Here is a 17,769-nt window from a genome sequence, read left to right on the forward strand (position 1 = left end):
GCCCTGGATCTCACGATCCAGGGCCTTTCGCTGTCTTCAGGGTGGTTCTTCAGGGTGGTCGCTCGGAGAGCCGGGGTCAGGCCACGAGCGCGTAGGCGCCCCAGACCAGCAGTCCGGCAGGGATCCCTGCGAGCACCTGGGCCACCGTGTGGTCGCCGAGCCGGACCCGCGACCAGCCGACGGCGACCGGAATGGCGAGCAGTGGGATGCCCCACGGTCCCAGCGCGGTGACCAAGGCGGCGGTGGTGAAGACGACCACGGCGGTGTGCACGCGGAGTTTCCAGAACGCATTGACGGCTCCCACCACGATCATCCCCAGCGCCACGCTCAGCAATCCGAGAACGGCGGACCATGGTGCGTGCAGCAGGAGCAGGACGGCCCAGCCGATTGCTGCGGATCCGAGGGACGCGATCAGCACGGGCAGGCGCTGCCGTCGGTCGCCGACGTGGTGGTCGCTGAGCCGTCCCTTCCGGGCGATCAGGGGAGGCTCCCACTCACCGCCGCGGCTTGGCCTTCTTCGGCGTCGGCTTCTTGGGCAGCGTCGGCGGGTCGAACCGTCCATGGTCGTAGAGGCCGTACACCGCTTGCATGTACCGGGCCCACTGCGGTCCGGCGATGTCCGCGCCGTCGACGGCGGGATAGGTCCTGCCGTTGAGGGTCACGTTGACGCCCGGCCGCGATTCGCTCGCGTTGAACGGATCGCCGAAGAACGACGCCGTGGAGAGACCCTTGGTGTATCCGACGATCCAGGTCTGGTTGTTGTACTGATTGGTGCCGGTCTTGGCCGCAACCGGTGCGGTGACCTTGTCTGGGATCAGGAGCCCGGAGCCCTTGGAGATGACGTCCTGGAGGACGTTCGTGGCGCGTTTGGCCACCTCGGGCGTGATGGCCCCCGCCTTGCAGGATGGGCTCTGGCCGCCGAGCCGGCGGCCCTTCCCGTCGTCCACACGGGTGATGGTGATGGGCGTGCAGTAGGTGCCGTTGCTCGCGAAGGTGGCGAAGGCGTTCGCCATGGTCAGCGGAGCCACATTGGCGCCGCCCAGGAGGTTGCCCAGTGTGTTGAGCTGGAGCTTCTGGCCCTTGCCGGCGCCGTCGTGCATGCCGAGGGCGTCGGCCGCGCGCTGGATGTCGCAGAAGTCGTTCAGGCCGGCGGCGGAGGCGAAGGTCGCCGTGTTGATCGAGTAGTAGATGCCCATCCGGACGGTCATGGGCCGGTAGAAGCCGGGCGTGTCATTCTGCAGATCCGTCGCCGCGCCCTGACCGACCTGCCGGGAGTCATAGGCGCCCGCGACAGGCCCGCAGGTACTCTTCCACGGGAAGTTCAGCGGATAGACGCGACGCGCGGCGTCGACGGTCTGATCCGGCGACTTGCCCTCGCCCAGCCAGGCCGCGAGCGTCACCGGTTTCATGGTGGAGCCGGGCTGCATGCCGCCGACGCCGCCGAGAGCCTGGCCGGCGTCGTCCGTCTTGTCCACATTGAAGTTGTACGCCGTGACGAATCCGGAGCCCTGCTTCGCGAGCATCCGGGAGTTCTGCGCCATGGAGACCACCTTGCCGGTACCCGGCTGGATCGTGACCAATGACGCGCCCCACTTATCCGGGTTGGCCCCGGTGGTCGCGTCCACCTGGCGCTGTGCCGGTCCCTGCAGGCGGGGGTCGAGCGTGGTGCGGATGGTGAGCCCGCCGCGTTGCAGCAGCTTGAGCCGCTCGTCCGGCGTCGCGCCGTAGGCGGGGTCGTTCAGGAACTGGTGCAGCACATAGTCGCAGAAGTAGGGCGCCTGTGCGGCGTAGGCGCAGCCTTGCCGCGGCTGCTTCAAGCTGAGCTTGAGCGGTGTCTTCACGGCGGCGTCGTGCTTCTTCACCGTGATGTAACCGTGCTTGAGCATCGCGTCCAGCACCAGGTTGCGGCGCTCGACGGCGCGGTCCGGGTGGGCGACGGGGTCGTAGTATCCGGGGCCGTTCACGAGCCCCGCCAGCAGGGCGGCCTGCGGCAGGCTGAGCTTTGCGGCATCGACCGAGAAGAAGTACTGGCTGGCGGCCTGGACGCCGTACGCGTTGCCGTTGAAGGCGACGATGTTGAGGTAGCCCTGGAGGATCTGGTCCTTGCTCAGACGCTTCTCCAGCCCGAGGGCGAGCTTCATCTCCCGGAGTTTGTCCCCGGTGGTCTTCTGACCGTTGAGAACCACGTCGGAGGCGTCGCCCCGCGCCGTGCGATTGTCATTGAGGACGTTGGTCACATACTGCTGGGTCAGCGTGGACGCGCCCTGCCGGCCGCCGGAGGCGTTGCTGACCAGGGCCCGCATGATGCCCATCGGATCGATGCCACCGTGTTCGTAGTAGCGGTAGTCCTCGATGGCCACGAGCGCATTGCGCATGTCCGGGGCGACCTGCTTGAGCGTCACGTCCGACCGGTTCTCGCTGAAGACGGTGGCGATCTGTGATCCATCGGCGGCCAGGATCTTGCTCACCTGCCCGGGAGGATTGATGGTGAGCTCCTCCGGCAGACTGTCGAAGAACTGCACCGAGCCCTTGGTTGCCGCGTCCGTCGCGGCGACCATGGGCGCCAGGAACCCGACCAGGAGCGCGCCGATCACGGCGCTCACGGTGACGAAGGCCAGGAGTCTTCCACCCACTGCGGCCACGGACTTCAGGACATTTCTCGCAGGGCTCATCCCCTCGAGCCTAACGGAAGTGCCTGGACGGCCGCTCAGAAGACAGCCTCGGTCAGCGGTAGAAGCCCTCCCGCAGGCGGACGCCGTGCTCCAGCCAGGCCTTCATCGCGGCGAGCATGCCGGTCCATCCCATGCAGTTGCCGAACGCCGCGGTGGCTCCGGCTTCCGTGGGTTTCCAGGCCCGTTCACGGACCACCACCTTGGTCCGTGAACCCTTGTCCGCGGGGGAGAAGACGAGGTCGACCACCGTGCCCTCCTCGTCCACCGAGGACCCGGGCGCGGAACCCCGGCGCAGTGAGATCGACTCCTGGGGGACGGCCTGCAGTACCGTGACGGGGAACGCCCCCGGGAAGTCCGCGAAATCCCACTGCACGGCGGCACCGGTCTCCAGGCGTCCGACCGCGCCACCGGTGGTGAAGTACTCGCTCAGGACAGCGGGATCCGCCACCGCCTTGTAGACCTCCGCGACGGGGCGGGCGATGAATCCGAACACCTCGAAGCCGAGTTCCGTCACCGGGGCGTCTTGGGCGCCGCGGCTGCCTTCGTTGCTGTGGTCATCCTCCATGACTGCTCCTTTCCGTTGAATCCGTTGAACGTTCGGAAGTCTGTGGCCAGGGACGTGCCCCGCGGTCGTGTCCGCGTGGCGCCCGCTCAGTGCCCGTCCCGTCGTCGTTCCGCAGGCCGGCGCCGCACGGTGATCGACTTGAGATGATCCGGCCGGGCCGGGTCGAACCAGACGTCCACCAGCTCGCCGGTGACCACGGGATCGTCCGCGGTGATCATGGCCGGGCGGCGGATGAACCGGCGCGTTCCGTTGAGGTCCTCGAACGCGTAGGTGACGGAGGTCAGAATGCGGTTGGACTCGTGGAACCGTTCGTAGCCCTGGTTGGTGACCACGCCCGTGGTCAGCCGCCCGGTCGTCATGATCTCCTCCTCGCGATGCCGGCCGGCCGCGCGGGCGCCCCACGAGACCATGGACAGGATTCCGAACGCCACGGCGATCCCGGCCAGCCACCAGGTGCCGGCCAGCATGCGCGGTTCCTGGAACCAGGCCGGGGCAGGAGCGACGACCATGGTCCCCGAAGCGGCGGAGGCGCACATGAGGGCCACGGCCGTGCCGAAACCGGGGAGCCGGGGGTTGCGCACGGAACGTGCGACCCAGCTGTTCAGTCCGATGATCGTGGCTCCGGCTGCCACGGTGAGCGCCGCGATCCTGATGATCCACTGGCCGGCGTCGGTGTCGTCGCTCTCGGAGTCGAGCACGGTCGCGAACGCCGTGATGCTGTACGCGGTCACGAAGGAACCCAGGAGCAGCAGGATGGCGGGCGGCCGGAGATCCCGTGCCTGCGGGGTCCTGGCGGCTCTGGCCCGGGCGGCCGCGTCCGGATCGATGATGCTCATGCAAGGATGCAAACACGATGCCCCGGGATCCGCAACGGCCCAGGGCACGGCGGGGGAGCCGTCAGGAGAGGGTGCAGCCTTCATGCGGCGAGTCGTCCGCCACCCAGAGTGCGTGCAGCGCCTGCTCGCCCAGCTCGGCCGTGTGAGCGGCCTGCCCGCCGGCAGGAGCCACGTGAACCTGCAGTGCGCCGCTGAAGGGCTTGCGTTCGCCGACCTCGACGACGGCGTCCACGTCCACGCCCTCGCGGCTGAGATAGCGCAGGAGCTCCGGGTCGTCGTCGCTGATGCGGGTGATGTGCCCGTGGTGCCCCTCATCCAGCTCGGAGAGCAGCCGGGCGTCGGGGAGTGCGACGGTGCCGTCGGCAGTGGGGATGGGGTCGCCGTGCGGGTCGCGGCCGGGGTGGCCCAGCTTTTCCGCCAGGCGTTCCACGAACGTCTCGGAGACGGCGTGCTCCAGCAACTCCGCCTCGTCATGGACCTCGTCCCACGCATAGCCGAGTTCCCGGACCAGGAACGTCTCGATCAGGCGGTGCCTCCGGACGACCGCCAGTGCGAGGGTACGGCCCTCGACGGTCAGCGTCACGGCGCCGTACGGCTTGTGGTCCACCAGGCCGAGGTCCTTCAGCTTGCGGACCATTTCGGACACCGAGGAGTTGGCGACGCCGAGCCGCTGTGCCAGCTGGGTACTGCTGATGGGCTTGTCCTGCCACTCGGTGAACGAGTAGATGACCTTGACGTAGTCCTCGATGGAGGAGGAGGCGACGGCAGACTTCACGGCCTCAGTTTAGTCGAGCCAGGGGAGACCGCCCGGTGAACGTGCTCCGGCCGGCGTCGTCAGCCTTAGGGGACGAAGGTGAGCCAGATGAGCACGCCGTTGAGGACGATCACCAGGAGTGCGCTCACGGCCGCCGCGACCTGGAGTGCGGGATGGTCGGCGTGACGGCCCATGACGCGGCGGTCCCGGCTGAGCAGGAACAGCGGAATCAGCGCGAAGGGGATCCCGAAGCTCAACGCGACCTGGCTCAGGACCAAGACCTGCGTGGGGTCCATGCCCACGGCCAGGATGATCACCGCGGGGATGAGAGTGAGGACCCGGCGCAGCATGAGCGGGATCTGCACTTTGAGCAGGCCGCCCATGATGGTGGCTCCGGCGTAGGATCCCACGGCGGTGGAGGCGAGGCCGGAGGCGAGCAGCCCGATGGCGAACACCGCACCCACCACGGGGCCGAGCGTCGTCGTGATGGCCGCGTGGGCGCCCTCGATGCTGTCCGTGCCGTCCCGGCCGCTGAGGGCCGAGGCGGCCAGCAGCAGCATGCCGATATTGACCGCGCCCGCGATGGCCAGGGCCGAGACGACGTCCCAACGGGTGGCGCGGATCAGGCGGTTCAGGGTCCGCTCGTCCGGTTCGGAGCCTCCCGTGGGCCGGTGCCGGTCGCGGGACAGGGCGGAGTGCACGTAGATGGCGTGTGGCATGACCGTGGCGCCCAGCATGCTGGCCGCCAGCATCACGGATTCGGTCCCCTGGAACCGCGGCACCAGACCGCCGAGGACTCCACCGGCGCTGGGCGGACTGACGATGAGACCGCAGAGGAACCCCACCGTGATCACGGCGAGCAGGACGATGATGGCGTTCTCGAAGCTGCGCTGACGCCTCCGGTTCTGCATGGTGAGCAGGACCATCGACGCCGCGCCGATGATGATGCCGCCCAGGGGGAGGGGGATGCCGAACAGCAGATTGAGAGCGATCGCGCCTCCCACCACCTCAGCCAGGTCGGTGGCGACGGCGACCGTTTCGGCCTGGAGCCAGAAGAGCCGGCGGCCCCAGGTGGGGAAACGCTGCCCGAGCAGTTCGGGGAGGGAATGCCCCGTGACCAGCCCGAGCTTGGCGGACTGGTACTGGACCATGACGGCCATGACGTTGGCGGCGACCAGCACCCAGACCAGCAGGTAGCCGAACTGAGCTCCTGCGGTGAGGTTGGCGGCGACGTTGCCCGGGTCGACATAGGCGATGGCCGCGACGAAGGCGGGGCCGAGGAGCAGGACTCCCGCGCCGCGGCGCGGGGTGACGGCTCGCGGGGTCAGTTCCGTCGTCATCTCAATCTCCTTAGGTAACCCGAATTTCATAGTTTCGGCTTGCCTAAAACTCTAAAGTGACCGAGACGTGGACGCAAGTGTGACCGTCAGGTCCGCGCGGCCTTCCAGGCGTAGCAGCGATAGGGAAGGGTGAGGACTTCCTCCGGCCCGTGGCCCAGGTGCTCGTGCAGGTACCACTCGAGGTTTCCCAGGACCTTCTCTCGGGTCGGGGCGGAGGCCCTCAGGTAGTAGGACCGGGACTTGGTGAGTTCCAGGAGATCCTGCGGAGTGACCCGGTCGTGCCACGGGATCACGGCCCCCTGGAGCTCGCCGAAGCCGGGCCCGACGGCGGGCACGAAGTGCGGTTTGATGACGTCGCCGGCGTGCATGATGCGGGACAGCCTGTGCACCCACGGGACCGAGGTGTCCAGCTGATTCCAGACCAGCGCCAGGGTCCCGCCCGGGCGCAGGACCCGGACGGCCTCCGCGCTCGCCGCCAGGGGGTCGAACCAGTGCCAGGCCTGAGCCACGGTGATCAGATCGGCGCTCTCCGCCGGGAGGCCGGTGGCTTCCGCGGTCCCCTCCACCGTCGCGACGCCGGGGAACTGAGCGTGCAGTTGCGCGAGCATGTCGGCGGACGGCTCCACGGCCGTCACCTCAAGGCCGAGGTCCACGAGCAGCTCGGTGAACTTGCCGGTTCCCGCTCCGAGATCCACCGCGGACCGTGCTCCTGCGGGAACGCACCACGAGGCCGCTTCCTCCGGATAGGACGGCCGGACCTGCGCGTAGTGTTCCCCGCCCTGCTCGAAGGCCCGGCCCATCTCCCGTCGGGTGGAGGTGTCCATGCGGGGACCACCGGGTGGGGAGACGTGACGGGCTGACATGCGGGTGACTCCTGGACGACGACGGACGTCTCCCGCGGGCCGCCGGGAGACACTGCCGTTAAAGAGTGGCACAAGCGGGACGGGTGCGGATCCCCTCGGGGCGGAACCGCCGCCCGGACCCGACCCGCAGCCGCCCGGCTCAGCCTGCGGTGGTGCTCGGTCCGCGGTGGTGCTCAGTCCGTGGTCGTGCAGGGCGCGGCGCCGGCCGTGCCGGGGGTGTTCGGGGCCCAGTGAGGGTAGCTCCGCTCGTCGTTCGCCGGGACCCAGCGTCCGGCGTCCACGACGTAATCCCAGCCCAGACCGTGCTCGCGGAGCCGGCGGATGCCCTCGATGAGACGCTCGGCGTCCTCGAGCCGCGAGCCCAGGCCGAAGCTGGCACGGAGGGAACCGGCCGGCAGACCCAGACGCTTGAGGAGCGGATGCGCGCAGAATTTGCCGTCCCGGAGCCCCACCCCGTGCTCTGCCGAGAGGTAGGCAGCCACCAGGCCGGCGTCGTAACCCTCCACGGAGAAGTTCACCACGCCGATCGAATCAGCAGAATCGCTGAAGATCCGATGCACGGTGACGCCTTCCAGCGCGGAGAGGCCCTCCTCCAGGTGCCGGCGGATGTCCGCCTCATGCTGCTGCCACGAGTCGTGATCCAGGGAGGCGAGGACCTGGGTGGCGCGTGCCAGGGTCGCTGCGCCGAGCACGTTCGGAGAGCCGCCCTCGTGGCGTGCCGGGCCGGTGGTCCACACGACGGTGTCGAGGCGGGCCTCGCGCACGGCGCCGCCGCCCAGCAGGTGCGGTGTGCCGGCGTCGAGCCAATCGGCGCGGCCCACCAGGACTCCGGCGCCGAACGGCGCATACAGCTTGTGGCCGGAGAAGGCGAGGAAGTCGACGTCGAGCGCGGTGATGTCGATCCGGCGGTGCGGCGCCAGCTGGGCGGCGTCCACCACGATCCGGGCGCCGTACTCGTGTGCCAGGGCGGCGAGCTCGGCGATCGGCAGGATCTCCCCGGTGACGTTGGACGCGCCGGTGACGGCAAGAAGGGCGACGCCGCCGGTTTCGAGTTCCTCCCGGAGGGCGGCGACGGTGGCGGCGATGGTCTCGCGGGCCACCAGGCTCCGGTGCCCGACCCGCTGCCAGGGGAGCAGATTGGCGTGGTGCTCGATGTCCAGGTAGAGCACGTCGCCGGCCTGTTCGCCCTGGCGCTGCGGCAGGCAGCCCGCCAGGACATTCAGTGAATCGGTGGTGTTCCGCGTGAAGATCACCAGGTCGTCCGGGCGGCCGCCCACGAAGTCGCGGACGATCTCCCGGGCGTTCTCATAGACCGAAGTGCTGATCTGGGAGGCGTATCCGGCGCCGCGGTGCACGCTCGCGTAATACGGCAGGATCTCGTTCAGATAGGCCGAGACCACGCTGAGCGCGGGGGCGGAAGCCCCGTAGTCGAGGTTTGCGTAGCGGACCGCGCCGCCCTGGATGAGCGGGGCCTGAATCTCCGCGCCGGTGACCGCGGCGAACGGATTGGCGGCCAACGACGGCGCGTGACCGCGCTCGTTTCCTGCGACGGCGGAGCGGGGGGCGAGGGTGTTGACGGACATGCTGGACCTCTGCATCGTGAGGGGCCCGCACAGGCGGGCACCGCGCTTGCCGCACCACTTTCTGTGGACGGCCTGGTCGTCACCCGGGGCACCCCACCGCGTCTGGAGGGTTGCCGGCCAGCAAACCGGGGTTTAGCGCTGGCACTCGTGACCTGATTACGAGAGTAAAACAGCGGCGCGTCCCCGAAGGAACGCGCCGCCAATATTACGAGGAATATGACCTGCTCAGGGAGCCTGCAGCAGATCGTCCAGCCCGGGGTTGAGCCTCCGGAGGAACTCCGAGTGCAGAATGCCGTTGCTGGCCACCGCGTTGCCGCCGAACGGGCCGTCCTGGCCGTCCAGGGAGGTGAAACGCCCACCGGCCTCGGTCACGATCGGGACCAGGGCCGCCATGTCGTAGAGGTTCAGTTCCGGTTCGCATGCCAGATCCACGGCGCCTTCGGCGAGCAGGCAGTACGACCAGAAATCCCCGTAGGCGCGGGTGCGCCAGACCGTGTCATGAAGGTCGAGGAATTCGTCCCGCAGGCCGAGTTCCTTCCAGCCGCCCAGGCTGGAGTAGGAGAGTGAGGCGTCCTCGAGACGGTGGACGTCGGAGACCTTCAGGCGGGTCGCCGAGGCCAGGGACCGTCCGGTGTAGGCGCCGTGACCCTTGGAAGCCCACCAGCGGCGGCTCAGGGCGGGGGCGCTCACCACGCCGACCACCACTTGATCATCCTCGATGAGGGCGATCAGCGTGGCCCAGACCGGCACGCCGCGTACGAAGTTCTTGGTGCCGTCGATCGGGTCGACCACCCAGCGGCGCGAGGAATGCCCTGTGGTGCCGAACTCCTCGCCGATGACGGAATCCCGCGGACGGGCCCGGGAGAGCTGAGCGCGGATGTACTCCTCGGCACTCCGGTCCGCGTCACTCACGGGCGTCAGATCCGGCTTGGTCTCGACCGTCAGATCCTGGGCCTTGAAGCGGGCCATGGTCAGGGCATCCACCTGGTCCGCCATGACATGGGCAAGCCGGAGGTCATCGGTGTAGTTCTGGGAGGAGTCCGTCATGGGTTAAACCGTACCCACAAAGCGAGCGTCCCAGCTCATCCGGGCCCCGGACGTGACCGCGCCGTCAGGGCGTGCCGAGCTCCTTGGCCTCGCGTTCCTCCTGGGTTCCCGCGTCCAGGACCCTGCGTAGCGACTCCAGCCGCGACGCGCCGGCGGGCCCGGCGTGGCCCTCGGCCACCCAGGCATCCAGGCCGCAGCCGACCGCGTGCGCTCCGTGCTTGCAGCCGCGCTCACAGGCCTCGGTGCCGGGCGCCAGGTCCGGGAACGCCTGCAGGATGCGTTCGGGGTCCACGAGGGCCAGACCGAAGGAACGGACGCCCGGGGTGTCCACGATCCAGGTGCCGGGCTGTGCGCCGGGCATCTGGAGCGCCAGGGCGGAGCTGGAGGTGTGGCGTCCGCGGCCTGTGACCGCGTTGACCTGGCCGGTGGCCCGTTCGGAACCGGTCAGGGCGTTGACCATGGTGGACTTGCCGACGCCGGAGTGCCCCAGAAGGACGCTGACCGCGCCGTCGAGCTCCTCCCGGAGTTCCTCCACCGCGGCGCCCAGCAGCGAAGCGGAGCCGCCGTCGGCACTCCGGGCGTCGATGCCGCTCGCGCCGGCCTCCGTCGTGCGGCTGATGATGACTTTGAGATCCAGGGCCTGATAGTTGGCCAGCAGTTCCGCGGGGTCCTTCACATCGGCCTTGGTGATGAGCAGGATCGGCTCGATCCCGGCGTCGTAGGCGGCCACCAGGGCACGGTCGATGAAGCCGGTGCGCGGCTCGGGATTGGCCGCGGCCACCACGACCACCAGCTTGTCCGCATTGGCGACGACGACGCGTTCCACCGGGTCGGTGTCATCGGCACTGCGCCGCAGCAGGGTCTTGCGGGGCTCGATCCTGACCAGGCGGGCCAGGGTGTCCGGATCGCCGGAGACGTCGCCCACCAGCGCCACGAAATCGCCGACCACCACGGGGTTGCGCCGGAGTTCCTTGGCGCGGGCCGCGATGACCATCCGCTCCTGGGGGGTTCCCTCGTCCAGCATGGCGGAGTAGCGTCCCCGGTCCACGGTGATGATGCGGCCGATCACCGCATCCGAGTGGCTCGGACGGTCCTTGGTGCGTGGCCGGGAACCACGCTTGCTGGGCCGGAGCCGGACGTCGGATTCATCCCAGGAGGACAGGGAACGTGCGGAATTGCCACGCCCCACGTCAGGAGACCGCCTGCGTGCCGGGGGCCGGGATCTGCTCGGTGTCTCCGTCACGGTCTCCGTCGCGCCCGTCCAGCATCGCCTTCCAGAGTGCGGGGAAGTCCGGCATGGTCTTGGCCGTGGTGCCGATGTCCTGAACGAAGGTCTCTGGGACGGCCAGGCCCCAGATGGCGCCCGCGGTGGCCATGCGGTGGTCCGCGTAGCTGTCCAGCACGGCGCCGTGCAGGGCCGCGGGCCGGATGATCAGGCCGTCGGCGGTCTCCTCCGCGTCTCCGCCCATCCGCCGGATCTCCGTGACGAGGGCCTCGAGCCGGTTGGTCTCGTGGCCGCGCAGATGGGCGATGCCGCTCAGGCGCGACGGGGACTCGGCCAGGGCACACAGCGCCGCGACGGTGGGGGCCAGCTCACTCGTGTCCGCGAAATCTCCCCCGAGGATCCCGGACCCGCCGCGGACCACCAGGGTGGTTCCGTCCAGCGTCACGGAGGCGCCCATCCGGGCCAGGATGTCGCGCCAGAGATCGCCCACCTGCGTGGTGGGGCTGGGCCAGTGGGGGACACGGATGGTGCCACCCGTGACGAGCGCTGCGGCGAGGAACGGCCCGGCGTTGCTGAGGTCCTGCTCGATCCGGACGTCGAAGGAGCTGATGGGCCCGGGGGAGACGAACCAGTGGTCCGGCACGGAGTCGTCCACCGTGACCCCGAGAGACCGGAGGACCTCCACGGTCATCCGGATGTGATCGAGGCTGGGAACCGGCTTGCCGGCGTGCTCGATGTGGATCCCGTCCTGGAAACGCGCGCCGACCAGGAGCAGGGCCGAGACGAACTGGCTGCTGCCGCTGGCGTCGATGATCACGTGACCGCCGGGGACGGAGCCCTCGCCGCGCACGGTGAAGGGCAGCGAGGCGGGGGTGCCGCCGTCGTCGGACTCCAGGGCGATGCCGAGCGCCGCGAGTGCCTGGATGATGGCGCCCATGGGCCGCTGGCGTGCGTGCGGGTCACCGTCGAAATGCGTGTCGCCGTGCCGCAGGGCGGCCAGCGGTGGGACGAACCGCATGACGGTACCGGCGAGCCCACAGTCCACGCTCACGGCGGACGCCGGGGCGTCGTGAGGGATGGGGGTGATGACCAGGTCCGGGCCAAAGAACCCGTCTCCGGGGACCTCCTCCACGGTGGCCCCCAGGCTGCGCAGCGCCTCGACCATGAGTGCGGAGTCCCGCGAATGCAGCGGGGCGCGGAGCCGCGAGGGGCCGTCGGCCAGGGCGGCCAGGACGAGGTAACGGTTGGTCAGTGACTTGGATCCCGGCACGGAGACGGTCGCGTCGACCGGACCGGAGGCCAGGGGCGCCGCCCAGGGCTGGACGACAGGGGCTTGCTGCGGCACGAATCAGTCTCCCTTGGCGGCGCCGGCGCCACCCTCGGGCCTGTTCTGCACCCGCCAGACGAGGCTCGGCTTGCCCGCGGTGTCCACCACGGCCAGGAGCGCGGCGCCGTTGAGCGAGAGGTTCTTCAGGAACTGGTTGCGACGGGCGGCCCGGCCCTCCTTGGTGGTGGCATCGGCAGCGCGGTATTCCAGTGCGGTGGTGCAGGCGGCCGACGCGGCGAGCACCAGGGCGGCGAAGCGGGGCGCCTTGCCGAAGGCGAAGAGCAGACCGGCTCCGAGCTGGGCGCCACCGGCGGCCCGGTTGAGGAAGGCGTCGCCGAGCTCGACGGGCAGGGTGTCCGCCACCCGGCGTGCCAGCACGGCAGGCCTGACGGTGGGATCCTGCGCCTTCTTGATCTTGCGGATGCCATCGGCGATGAAGCTGCTGGCGAGGAGCGGACGGGCAAGGAATCGAACCACGGACACGAGACCTCCTGGAGAGATGGTTCACCTGGTGGGTCGCGGGACAGGATCGCCCGGACTACCTCTAGTCTTGCATCTTTGCGGAATATTTGCGCCGCGGGAGCCGTTGTCCGAAGCAGTGATGACACGAGGAGAAGCCTCGTGCGGAAGATGCGTCAGGAGAGCCCATGCCCGTGGTCTTGGATCGTCCGGCGGCACCCGTCATCCGGGCACGCGCCACCCAGCGTCCGGGTGTGCCCACGGGGCTAGACTGGGACGCGATGAACACCACGGAATCGGAGACCCCCGGGACCGGAGCCGCCACCGCGGCCCGGAAGGCGGGCGAAGAAGCAGCGGAGCGATCCGCCTCGGACAGCAGTGCGGTGGACGTCGCGTCCGAGAGCGATGACCAGCGCCGCGCCCGTTTCGAACGGGACGCCATGCAATACGTGGATCAGCTGTATTCGGCGGCCATGCGGATGGCCCGGAACCCGGCGGATGCCGAGGACCTGGTGCAGGAGGCCTACACCAAGGCGTTCTCGGCCTTCCACCAGTACAAGCCCGGGACGAATCTGAAGGCCTGGCTGTACCGCATCCTGACGAACACGTACATCAACCTCTACCGCAAGCGGCAGCGCGAACCCCTGCAGTCCCACGGGGAGACCATCGAGGACTGGCAGCTGGCGCGGGCGGAGTCCCACACCTCCACCGGTCTCCGCTCCGCTGAGACGGAGGCCCTGGACCACCTGCCGGACTCGGACGTCAAGCGGGCCCTGCAGGCCATTCCGGAGGAGTTCCGGCTGGCGGTGTACTTCGCGGATGTCGAAGGCTTCGCCTACAAAGAGATTTCAGAGATCATGAACACCCCGATCGGGACGGTCATGTCCCGCCTGCACCGCGGACGCCGGATGCTCCGCGAGATGCTGGCCGAGTACGCGGCCGAACGGGGAATCGGCGTGCGGCGCACCGCAGCTGACACGGCACCAGTGGAGAAAGCGAAATGAAAGACTGTCAAGGCCTGGGCGATTGCGAAGACGCCCGAATCGAACGCATCTATGAATACCTCGACGGAGCGCTTCCCCGCGCGGATGTGGAGGAGATCAAGGATCACCTGGCCAACTGCCCCAACTGCCTGGAGCAGCATGACCTGGAGTGCATGATCCGCTCCATGGTCAAGCGTTCCTGCACGGAGGCCGCCCCGGATCAGTTGAAGCAGAGCATCCTGGACCGGATCCACGCCGCACGCGCCTGAGCGTCGTCGTCCGCATTCCTGAGCCGGACGCGAGTGCAGCCAGAGCCCATGTGGCCGTCCACCGACGGTCACGTGGGCTTTCGCTTGTCCGGAGACTTGCCCGGGGAGAGGCGATCGCTCCGCGGAGTCGCAAGTGGTTAATTGTTTAACTTTTTCTGTAACAGCCATTGAACCGGCTCGGTGCCATCTGCTCAGGTGGAGATGATCGCAGCTTCCGGCCTTACCTGACCGGAGTGTCCAGCGATCATTCTCGCCTCCACCCTGAAAGGTGACCACCGTGAAAAGACAGATTGTGAGTGCGGCCTCCGCCGGCGTCCTGACCCTGGGTCTCGGATTGTCCGGTGTGCTGCTTCCCGCCACACCCGCCCAGGCAGCCATCGTCCCCACAGCGACGGATTCGGACGGGGACGGCCTGCCGGACAGCTGGGAGACCGACGGCGTCGACACGAACGGGGACGGGGCCATCGACCTCGACCTGCCCGCTCTCGGCGCTGACCCTCGCAGGGCCGACCTCTTCGTGGAGCTGGACTACATGCCGGGGCTGCTTCCCTCCACCGCGGAGCTCGACCGCATCCGGCAGAGTTTCGCCGCGCTGCCGGTGAACAACCCGGACGGCACCACGGGGGTCACCATCCACCTGGACGCGGGAGGCGCGCGAGGGGCCGCTTACGATCTGGGCGGTGGGAACGAGATCCCGTACAAGCAGAACCTGAGCGGCGTGGATGAGGTCCGCAAACTGCGGCAGCAGTACTCGGATCCCGCGCGGGCGAACGTGTTCCACTACACCGTGTTCGGGGACAGCTACGGCACCGGTTCGTCCTCCGGACAGGCCTGGATCAACGGTCTCGAGCTTCTGGTGACCGTCGGGCCGCGGTACTGGGGCACCGCCAGCAGCGACATCCGGGTCGGGACGTTCATCCACGAGCTGGGACACAATCTCGGTCTGACGCATGGGGGCACGGATGGCGTCAACAACAAGCCCAACTATCTGAGCATCATGAACTACTCGTACCAGATGACGGGCATCCCGCAGACGGCGGGCGGCGCCCTGTTCGCCTACTCCACCAGGGCCCAGAACAGTCTGAACGAATCCGCCCTCACCGAGGCGGGCGGCCTGGGGGCCGCCGCGGCGGGCAACCAGCTGTACTGGTGGACGGGCGGCACCCGGCATCAGGCGCGGGCGGACGGACCCATCGACTGGAACTGGAACGGAGTCATCAACCCCGGCTCCGTGCAGCAGGACCTCAACAAGGACAATGCGGTCGCCACCCTGACCGGCCCGAATGACCTGCAGAACCTCAGCCTGGCCGTCGGGACCAAGGGGAAGGCGTACAGCGGACGGACGGCGCGGAGCACCGAGTCTCCGCTCGTGACGACGACCGATGAGCTCACTCACGAACGGGCCCGCCAGCTTCACCCGGACAAGATCCCCTCTCCGCACTCGCCCCACGTCAAGCACTGAGCGGCGTGAGCATGACGGACGCCTGCATCTGTTCTGAACGCCCGACGTCGGCCCCCACCTCACACCTGAGGCGCGGTTTCGCTCCGGTCGCCTCCATATGGGAGACTTGAGGGCAGCTCTTTGAGAGTCGAGAACAGAAGGAGTCCAGCTATGAGCAAGCGTGCACGCAAGCGTCGTGATCGTAAGCGTGGCGGTGCCAACCACGGCAAGCGCCCCAACACCTGAGACTGACTGCCGCCCGGTGCGGCAGCCGATCTCAGCGTGACGCTGAACATTCGGGCCCTGGAACCATTGTGGTTCCAGGGCCCGAGGCGTCTGTGCGGCGGAACGGCGGTCAGCTCCTGAAGAGCTCCTTCGCCTCGGACCGTGCCCGGTCCAGGATCAGGCGGAGGGCCTCCAGCTCGGTCTCCTGCAGGTCACCCCGGGCTTTCCGGAGGCGGACCAGCATGAGCAGTTCCGAGCGGAATCCCGTGATGAGCTGTTCGGCAGCCTGGCTGAGTGCGGTGGCCCTGGCCTGAGACGCCGACGTGCCGGGCTTGACGTAGCCATGGTGAGCCGCCTCTTCCCGGGCCTGGCGCCTGGTGGAGGTCAGCTCCTCCCGCAGGGAACGGATGTTGCTGCCGATGTCTTCCCTCAGGGTGTCGGCGAGCCGACGGACCGAAGCCGAGATGTCGTTCTCCACGTGGGAGAGCTCCTCCCTGCGGTTCTCGAGTTCCCGGCGTCCCGCGTCGGTCAGGCTGTAGCTCGTCCGGCGGCCATCCACCTGAGTGCTGACCAGTCCCTCTTCCTCCAGCTTGGCGAGCCGGGGATAGATGGTGCCGGCGCTGGGGGAGTAGGTGCCGTTGAATCGGTCGCTGAGCGCCTTGATGAGGTCGTAGCCGTGCTTGGCGCCGTCCTCCAGCAGGGCCAGCAGGTAGAGGCGCAGAGCACCGTGGGCGAAGACCGGGGGCATTACAGCTCTCCTTCATCGTCCGGGGCGTGAACCACGGAGACGTCGCCGGACACCGAGTTGGTCCGCAGGACCAGGAGATGTTCCTCCGGACCCACGATCGTGGCGACGGTGTTCTTCACGGGCATGTAGCGCTGTGCGTCGATGATGACCTGGCCGGAGCCGGTCTTGGCCTTCAGGTCCACGCCCACGCTCCGGGGAAGGCGGATGGTCATGTCCCCGGAGACGGTGTTGGCCCCGATGTCCTGGGTGTCCGCGGAGACATCCAGGAGGATTTCACCGCTCACATTGTTGAGACGGACGTGATTGAGCGCTCCCGTGGCCGTGACGGCGCCGGACACGGTGTTCACGGACAGGCTGCCGTGGTGATTGCGCACGATCGCCTCGCCACTGACGGAATTGACGTCCAGGTGGGAGGAGGTCTGATCGGCGACGACATCACCCGAGACCGTGTTGAGGGAGGTCTTGGCGGTGGTCCCGGAGACCAGGCCGTTGCCGGCCACCGTCGAGGCGTCCACCTGGATGCCGGCCGGCACGGCGATGCTGATGGTGACCGTGTTCTCCTGGGACTGGGTCACGGTGTTCATGACGTTCTTGAACCAGCCCTGGGGGCCGGGCTCCTGGTGCCGCACCTCAAGACGGCCGGCGTTGAAGCTCACGTCGAGGGGGTCACCGGAGACCTCGGAGACCTCGATCCGGGTGATGCTGTCCTGATGGGTGACCACGTCGAAGCGGCCATGCACGATGCCGAGCTTCAGGGACGTCACGCCTTCGATGTCGATCGTCTGCGGACCGGTGACGGCCCAGCGTTCCTCTGCCATGCTCTCCTCCTCGAATCTTGCGATATATCGCGTCTGTGATTTCACGATATATCGCGATATATCTCGAGTCAAGGGTCCGGCTTAAACGCGTTGAGTGCTCAGTTGTTGCGGGTGTCGTCGGACGACACCCGCAACAACAGATGGTGACGACGCGTGGTCACGTCGGCGAATGCGGTGTTGAGCTCGGCCAGGCGGCGGTTCTTGGCCGGGTCCAGGGTCGGAGGAGGGCCCACCACGAACACGGACACACTCGCCTGCGAGGCGTGATCCAGGATGTTCGCCAGATTGAGACGGCTCCTCGCCGTGGACAGGCCGAACTCGACGTCCCGTCCGGAGAGGCCGATCACCAGGCGGTTCTCGTAACCCTGACCGAAACGCCGGCCCGTCTCGTCGGCCCAGCGTGCGGAGAGACCCTCGGTGCCCTCTTCGGGGCACGGGAGCGAATAGCTCTCCAGCGAGAACTGATCCCGCGGCGTACGGGCCAGGACCCGTCCGTACCAGCCCAGTGCGCGGGGGTCGCCGAGCCCTGCCAGCAGTTCATCGCCGACCGCGGCGATTCGAAGTTTTCTGTCCTCCACAATGTCCTTTCGCGCAGCTGAAGCGCCGTGTCCGGC

Annotated in this window: 18 protein-coding genes, 1 pseudogene and 1 riboswitch; of the genes and pseudogenes, 4 read left to right on the top strand and 15 right to left on the bottom strand. The window is 68.4% G+C overall.

Annotated features, from left to right (window positions below; translation table 11 throughout):
• Positions 1–76 precede the first annotated feature (76 nt).
• From AB4Y75_RS03720 to AB4Y75_RS03775, 12 genes are all read right to left on the bottom strand, one after another.
• Positions 77–418, bottom strand: a complete 342-nt coding sequence (locus AB4Y75_RS03720) for a hypothetical protein (RefSeq protein WP_441434531.1) — start codon at positions 416–418, stop codon at positions 77–79.
• Between the two features lie 76 nt (positions 419–494).
• Positions 495–2,672 carry a transglycosylase domain-containing protein gene (locus AB4Y75_RS03725; RefSeq protein ID WP_441434532.1) on the bottom strand — a complete coding sequence of 726 codons (2,178 nt, stop codon included), beginning with the start codon at positions 2,670–2,672 and terminating at the stop codon, positions 495–497.
• A gap of 52 nt (positions 2,673–2,724) precedes the next feature.
• Positions 2,725–3,237 (bottom strand): SRPBCC domain-containing protein, encoded by a 513-nt coding sequence (locus tag AB4Y75_RS03730; RefSeq protein ID WP_441434533.1) that lies wholly within the window; start codon positions 3,235–3,237, stop codon positions 2,725–2,727.
• A gap of 86 nt (positions 3,238–3,323) precedes the next feature.
• On the bottom strand, positions 3,324–4,073 hold the full coding sequence (locus AB4Y75_RS03735; protein ID WP_441434534.1) for a hypothetical protein: 750 nt from the start codon (positions 4,071–4,073) through the stop codon (positions 3,324–3,326).
• Positions 4,074–4,134: 61 nt separating this feature from the next.
• Positions 4,135–4,848 carry a metal-dependent transcriptional regulator gene (locus tag AB4Y75_RS03740; RefSeq protein ID WP_441434535.1) on the bottom strand — a complete coding sequence of 238 codons (714 nt, stop codon included), beginning with the start codon at positions 4,846–4,848 and terminating at the stop codon, positions 4,135–4,137.
• Positions 4,849–4,913: 65 nt separating this feature from the next.
• A complete protein-coding gene (locus AB4Y75_RS03745) occupies positions 4,914–6,167 on the bottom strand; it encodes an Nramp family divalent metal transporter (protein WP_441434536.1) in 1,254 nt (417 codons plus the stop codon).
• 86 nt (positions 6,168–6,253) lie between these two features.
• Complete coding sequence (locus tag AB4Y75_RS03750; RefSeq protein WP_441434537.1) at positions 6,254–7,030, bottom strand: methyltransferase domain-containing protein; 777 nt, start codon at positions 7,028–7,030, stop codon at positions 6,254–6,256.
• A gap of 173 nt (positions 7,031–7,203) precedes the next feature.
• Positions 7,204–8,613: an aminotransferase class V-fold PLP-dependent enzyme gene (locus AB4Y75_RS03755; protein ID WP_441434538.1), complete on the bottom strand. Its 1,410-nt coding sequence runs from the start codon at positions 8,611–8,613 to the stop codon at positions 7,204–7,206.
• A 37-nt stretch (positions 8,614–8,650) separates the two neighbouring features.
• A riboswitch (SAM riboswitch) is annotated at positions 8,651–8,766 on the bottom strand.
• Positions 8,767–8,838: 72 nt separating this feature from the next.
• Positions 8,839–9,660 (bottom strand): histidinol-phosphatase, encoded by an 822-nt coding sequence (hisN, locus tag AB4Y75_RS03760; RefSeq protein ID WP_441434539.1) that lies wholly within the window; start codon positions 9,658–9,660, stop codon positions 8,839–8,841.
• Between the two features lie 64 nt (positions 9,661–9,724).
• The gene (gene rsgA / locus AB4Y75_RS03765; RefSeq protein ID WP_441434540.1) at positions 9,725–10,849 is read right to left on the bottom strand and encodes a ribosome small subunit-dependent GTPase A; all 1,125 of its coding nucleotides are present in this window, start codon (positions 10,847–10,849) and stop codon (positions 9,725–9,727) included.
• A gap of 1 nt (position 10,850) precedes the next feature.
• Complete coding sequence (gene aroA / locus AB4Y75_RS03770) at positions 10,851–12,230, bottom strand: 3-phosphoshikimate 1-carboxyvinyltransferase (protein WP_441434541.1); 1,380 nt, start codon at positions 12,228–12,230, stop codon at positions 10,851–10,853.
• A gap of 3 nt (positions 12,231–12,233) precedes the next feature.
• Complete coding sequence (locus tag AB4Y75_RS03775) at positions 12,234–12,695, bottom strand: DoxX family membrane protein (RefSeq protein WP_441434542.1); 462 nt, start codon at positions 12,693–12,695, stop codon at positions 12,234–12,236.
• A gap of 257 nt (positions 12,696–12,952) precedes the next feature.
• Here AB4Y75_RS03775 and AB4Y75_RS03780 point away from each other — a divergent pair, with 257 nt between their 5' ends.
• The 4 genes from AB4Y75_RS03780 to AB4Y75_RS03795 all read left to right on the top strand — a co-directional run bounded on the left by AB4Y75_RS03780 (position 12,953) and on the right by AB4Y75_RS03795 (position 15,610).
• Positions 12,953–13,675 carry a sigma-70 family RNA polymerase sigma factor gene (locus AB4Y75_RS03780; RefSeq protein WP_441434543.1) on the top strand — a complete coding sequence of 241 codons (723 nt, stop codon included), beginning with the start codon at positions 12,953–12,955 and terminating at the stop codon, positions 13,673–13,675.
• The gene (gene rsrA, locus AB4Y75_RS03785) at positions 13,672–13,923 is read left to right on the top strand and encodes a mycothiol system anti-sigma-R factor (RefSeq protein ID WP_441434544.1); all 252 of its coding nucleotides are present in this window, start codon (positions 13,672–13,674) and stop codon (positions 13,921–13,923) included. Before AB4Y75_RS03780 ends, rsrA begins: the two co-directional genes overlap by 4 nt.
• A 277-nt stretch (positions 13,924–14,200) precedes the next feature.
• Complete coding sequence (locus tag AB4Y75_RS03790; RefSeq protein ID WP_441434545.1) at positions 14,201–15,385, top strand: hypothetical protein; 1,185 nt, start codon at positions 14,201–14,203, stop codon at positions 15,383–15,385.
• Positions 15,386–15,535: 150 nt separating this feature from the next.
• The gene (locus AB4Y75_RS03795) at positions 15,536–15,610 is read left to right on the top strand and encodes a 50S ribosomal protein bL37 (protein ID WP_369299106.1); all 75 of its coding nucleotides are present in this window, start codon (positions 15,536–15,538) and stop codon (positions 15,608–15,610) included.
• 109 nt (positions 15,611–15,719) lie between these two features.
• Here the strand turns inward: AB4Y75_RS03795 and AB4Y75_RS03800 are convergent, their stop codons facing one another.
• From AB4Y75_RS03800 to AB4Y75_RS03810, 3 genes and pseudogenes are all read right to left on the bottom strand, one after another.
• Positions 15,720–16,337 carry a helix-turn-helix transcriptional regulator gene (locus AB4Y75_RS03800; RefSeq protein WP_441434546.1) on the bottom strand — a complete coding sequence of 206 codons (618 nt, stop codon included), beginning with the start codon at positions 16,335–16,337 and terminating at the stop codon, positions 15,720–15,722.
• Positions 16,337–17,155, bottom strand: a complete 819-nt coding sequence (locus AB4Y75_RS03805) for a DUF4097 family beta strand repeat-containing protein (RefSeq protein ID WP_441434547.1) — start codon at positions 17,153–17,155, stop codon at positions 16,337–16,339. The genes AB4Y75_RS03800 and AB4Y75_RS03805 overlap by 1 nt, the downstream gene beginning before the upstream one ends.
• A gap of 137 nt (positions 17,156–17,292) precedes the next feature.
• A pseudogene (locus AB4Y75_RS03810) lies at positions 17,293–17,733 on the bottom strand (GDSL-type esterase/lipase family protein); the annotation flags it as partial.
• Positions 17,734–17,769: the final 36 nt, after the last annotated feature.

Source organism: Arthrobacter sp. RAF14, assembly GCF_052114185.1.
Taxonomy (GTDB): Bacteria; Actinomycetota; Actinomycetes; order Actinomycetales; family Micrococcaceae; genus Arthrobacter_E.

Excerpts from the sequence above, each read along its gene's own strand:
- AB4Y75_RS03730 (WP_441434533.1), bottom strand. The coding sequence starts at position 3,237 with ATGGAGGATGACCACAGCAACGAAGGCAGCCGCGGCGCCCAAGACGCC.
- AB4Y75_RS03725 (WP_441434532.1), bottom strand. The coding sequence starts at position 2,672 with ATGAGCCCTGCGAGAAATGTCCTGAAGTCCGTGGCCGCAGTGGGTGGA.
- rsrA (WP_441434544.1), top strand. The coding sequence starts at position 13,672 with ATGAAAGACTGTCAAGGCCTGGGCGATTGCGAAGACGCCCGAATCGAA.
- AB4Y75_RS03780 (WP_441434543.1), top strand. The coding sequence starts at position 12,953 with ATGAACACCACGGAATCGGAGACCCCCGGGACCGGAGCCGCCACCGCG.
- AB4Y75_RS03750 (WP_441434537.1), bottom strand. The coding sequence starts at position 7,030 with ATGTCAGCCCGTCACGTCTCCCCACCCGGTGGTCCCCGCATGGACACC.
- AB4Y75_RS03745 (WP_441434536.1), bottom strand. The coding sequence starts at position 6,167 with ATGACGACGGAACTGACCCCGCGAGCCGTCACCCCGCGCCGCGGCGCG.
- hisN (WP_441434539.1), bottom strand. The coding sequence starts at position 9,660 with ATGACGGACTCCTCCCAGAACTACACCGATGACCTCCGGCTTGCCCAT.
- AB4Y75_RS03805 (WP_441434547.1), bottom strand. The coding sequence starts at position 17,155 with ATGGCAGAGGAACGCTGGGCCGTCACCGGTCCGCAGACGATCGACATC.
- AB4Y75_RS03735 (WP_441434534.1), bottom strand. The coding sequence starts at position 4,073 with ATGAGCATCATCGATCCGGACGCGGCCGCCCGGGCCAGAGCCGCCAGG.
- AB4Y75_RS03800 (WP_441434546.1), bottom strand. The coding sequence starts at position 16,337 with ATGCCCCCGGTCTTCGCCCACGGTGCTCTGCGCCTCTACCTGCTGGCC.
- AB4Y75_RS03755 (WP_441434538.1), bottom strand. The coding sequence starts at position 8,613 with ATGTCCGTCAACACCCTCGCCCCCCGCTCCGCCGTCGCAGGAAACGAG.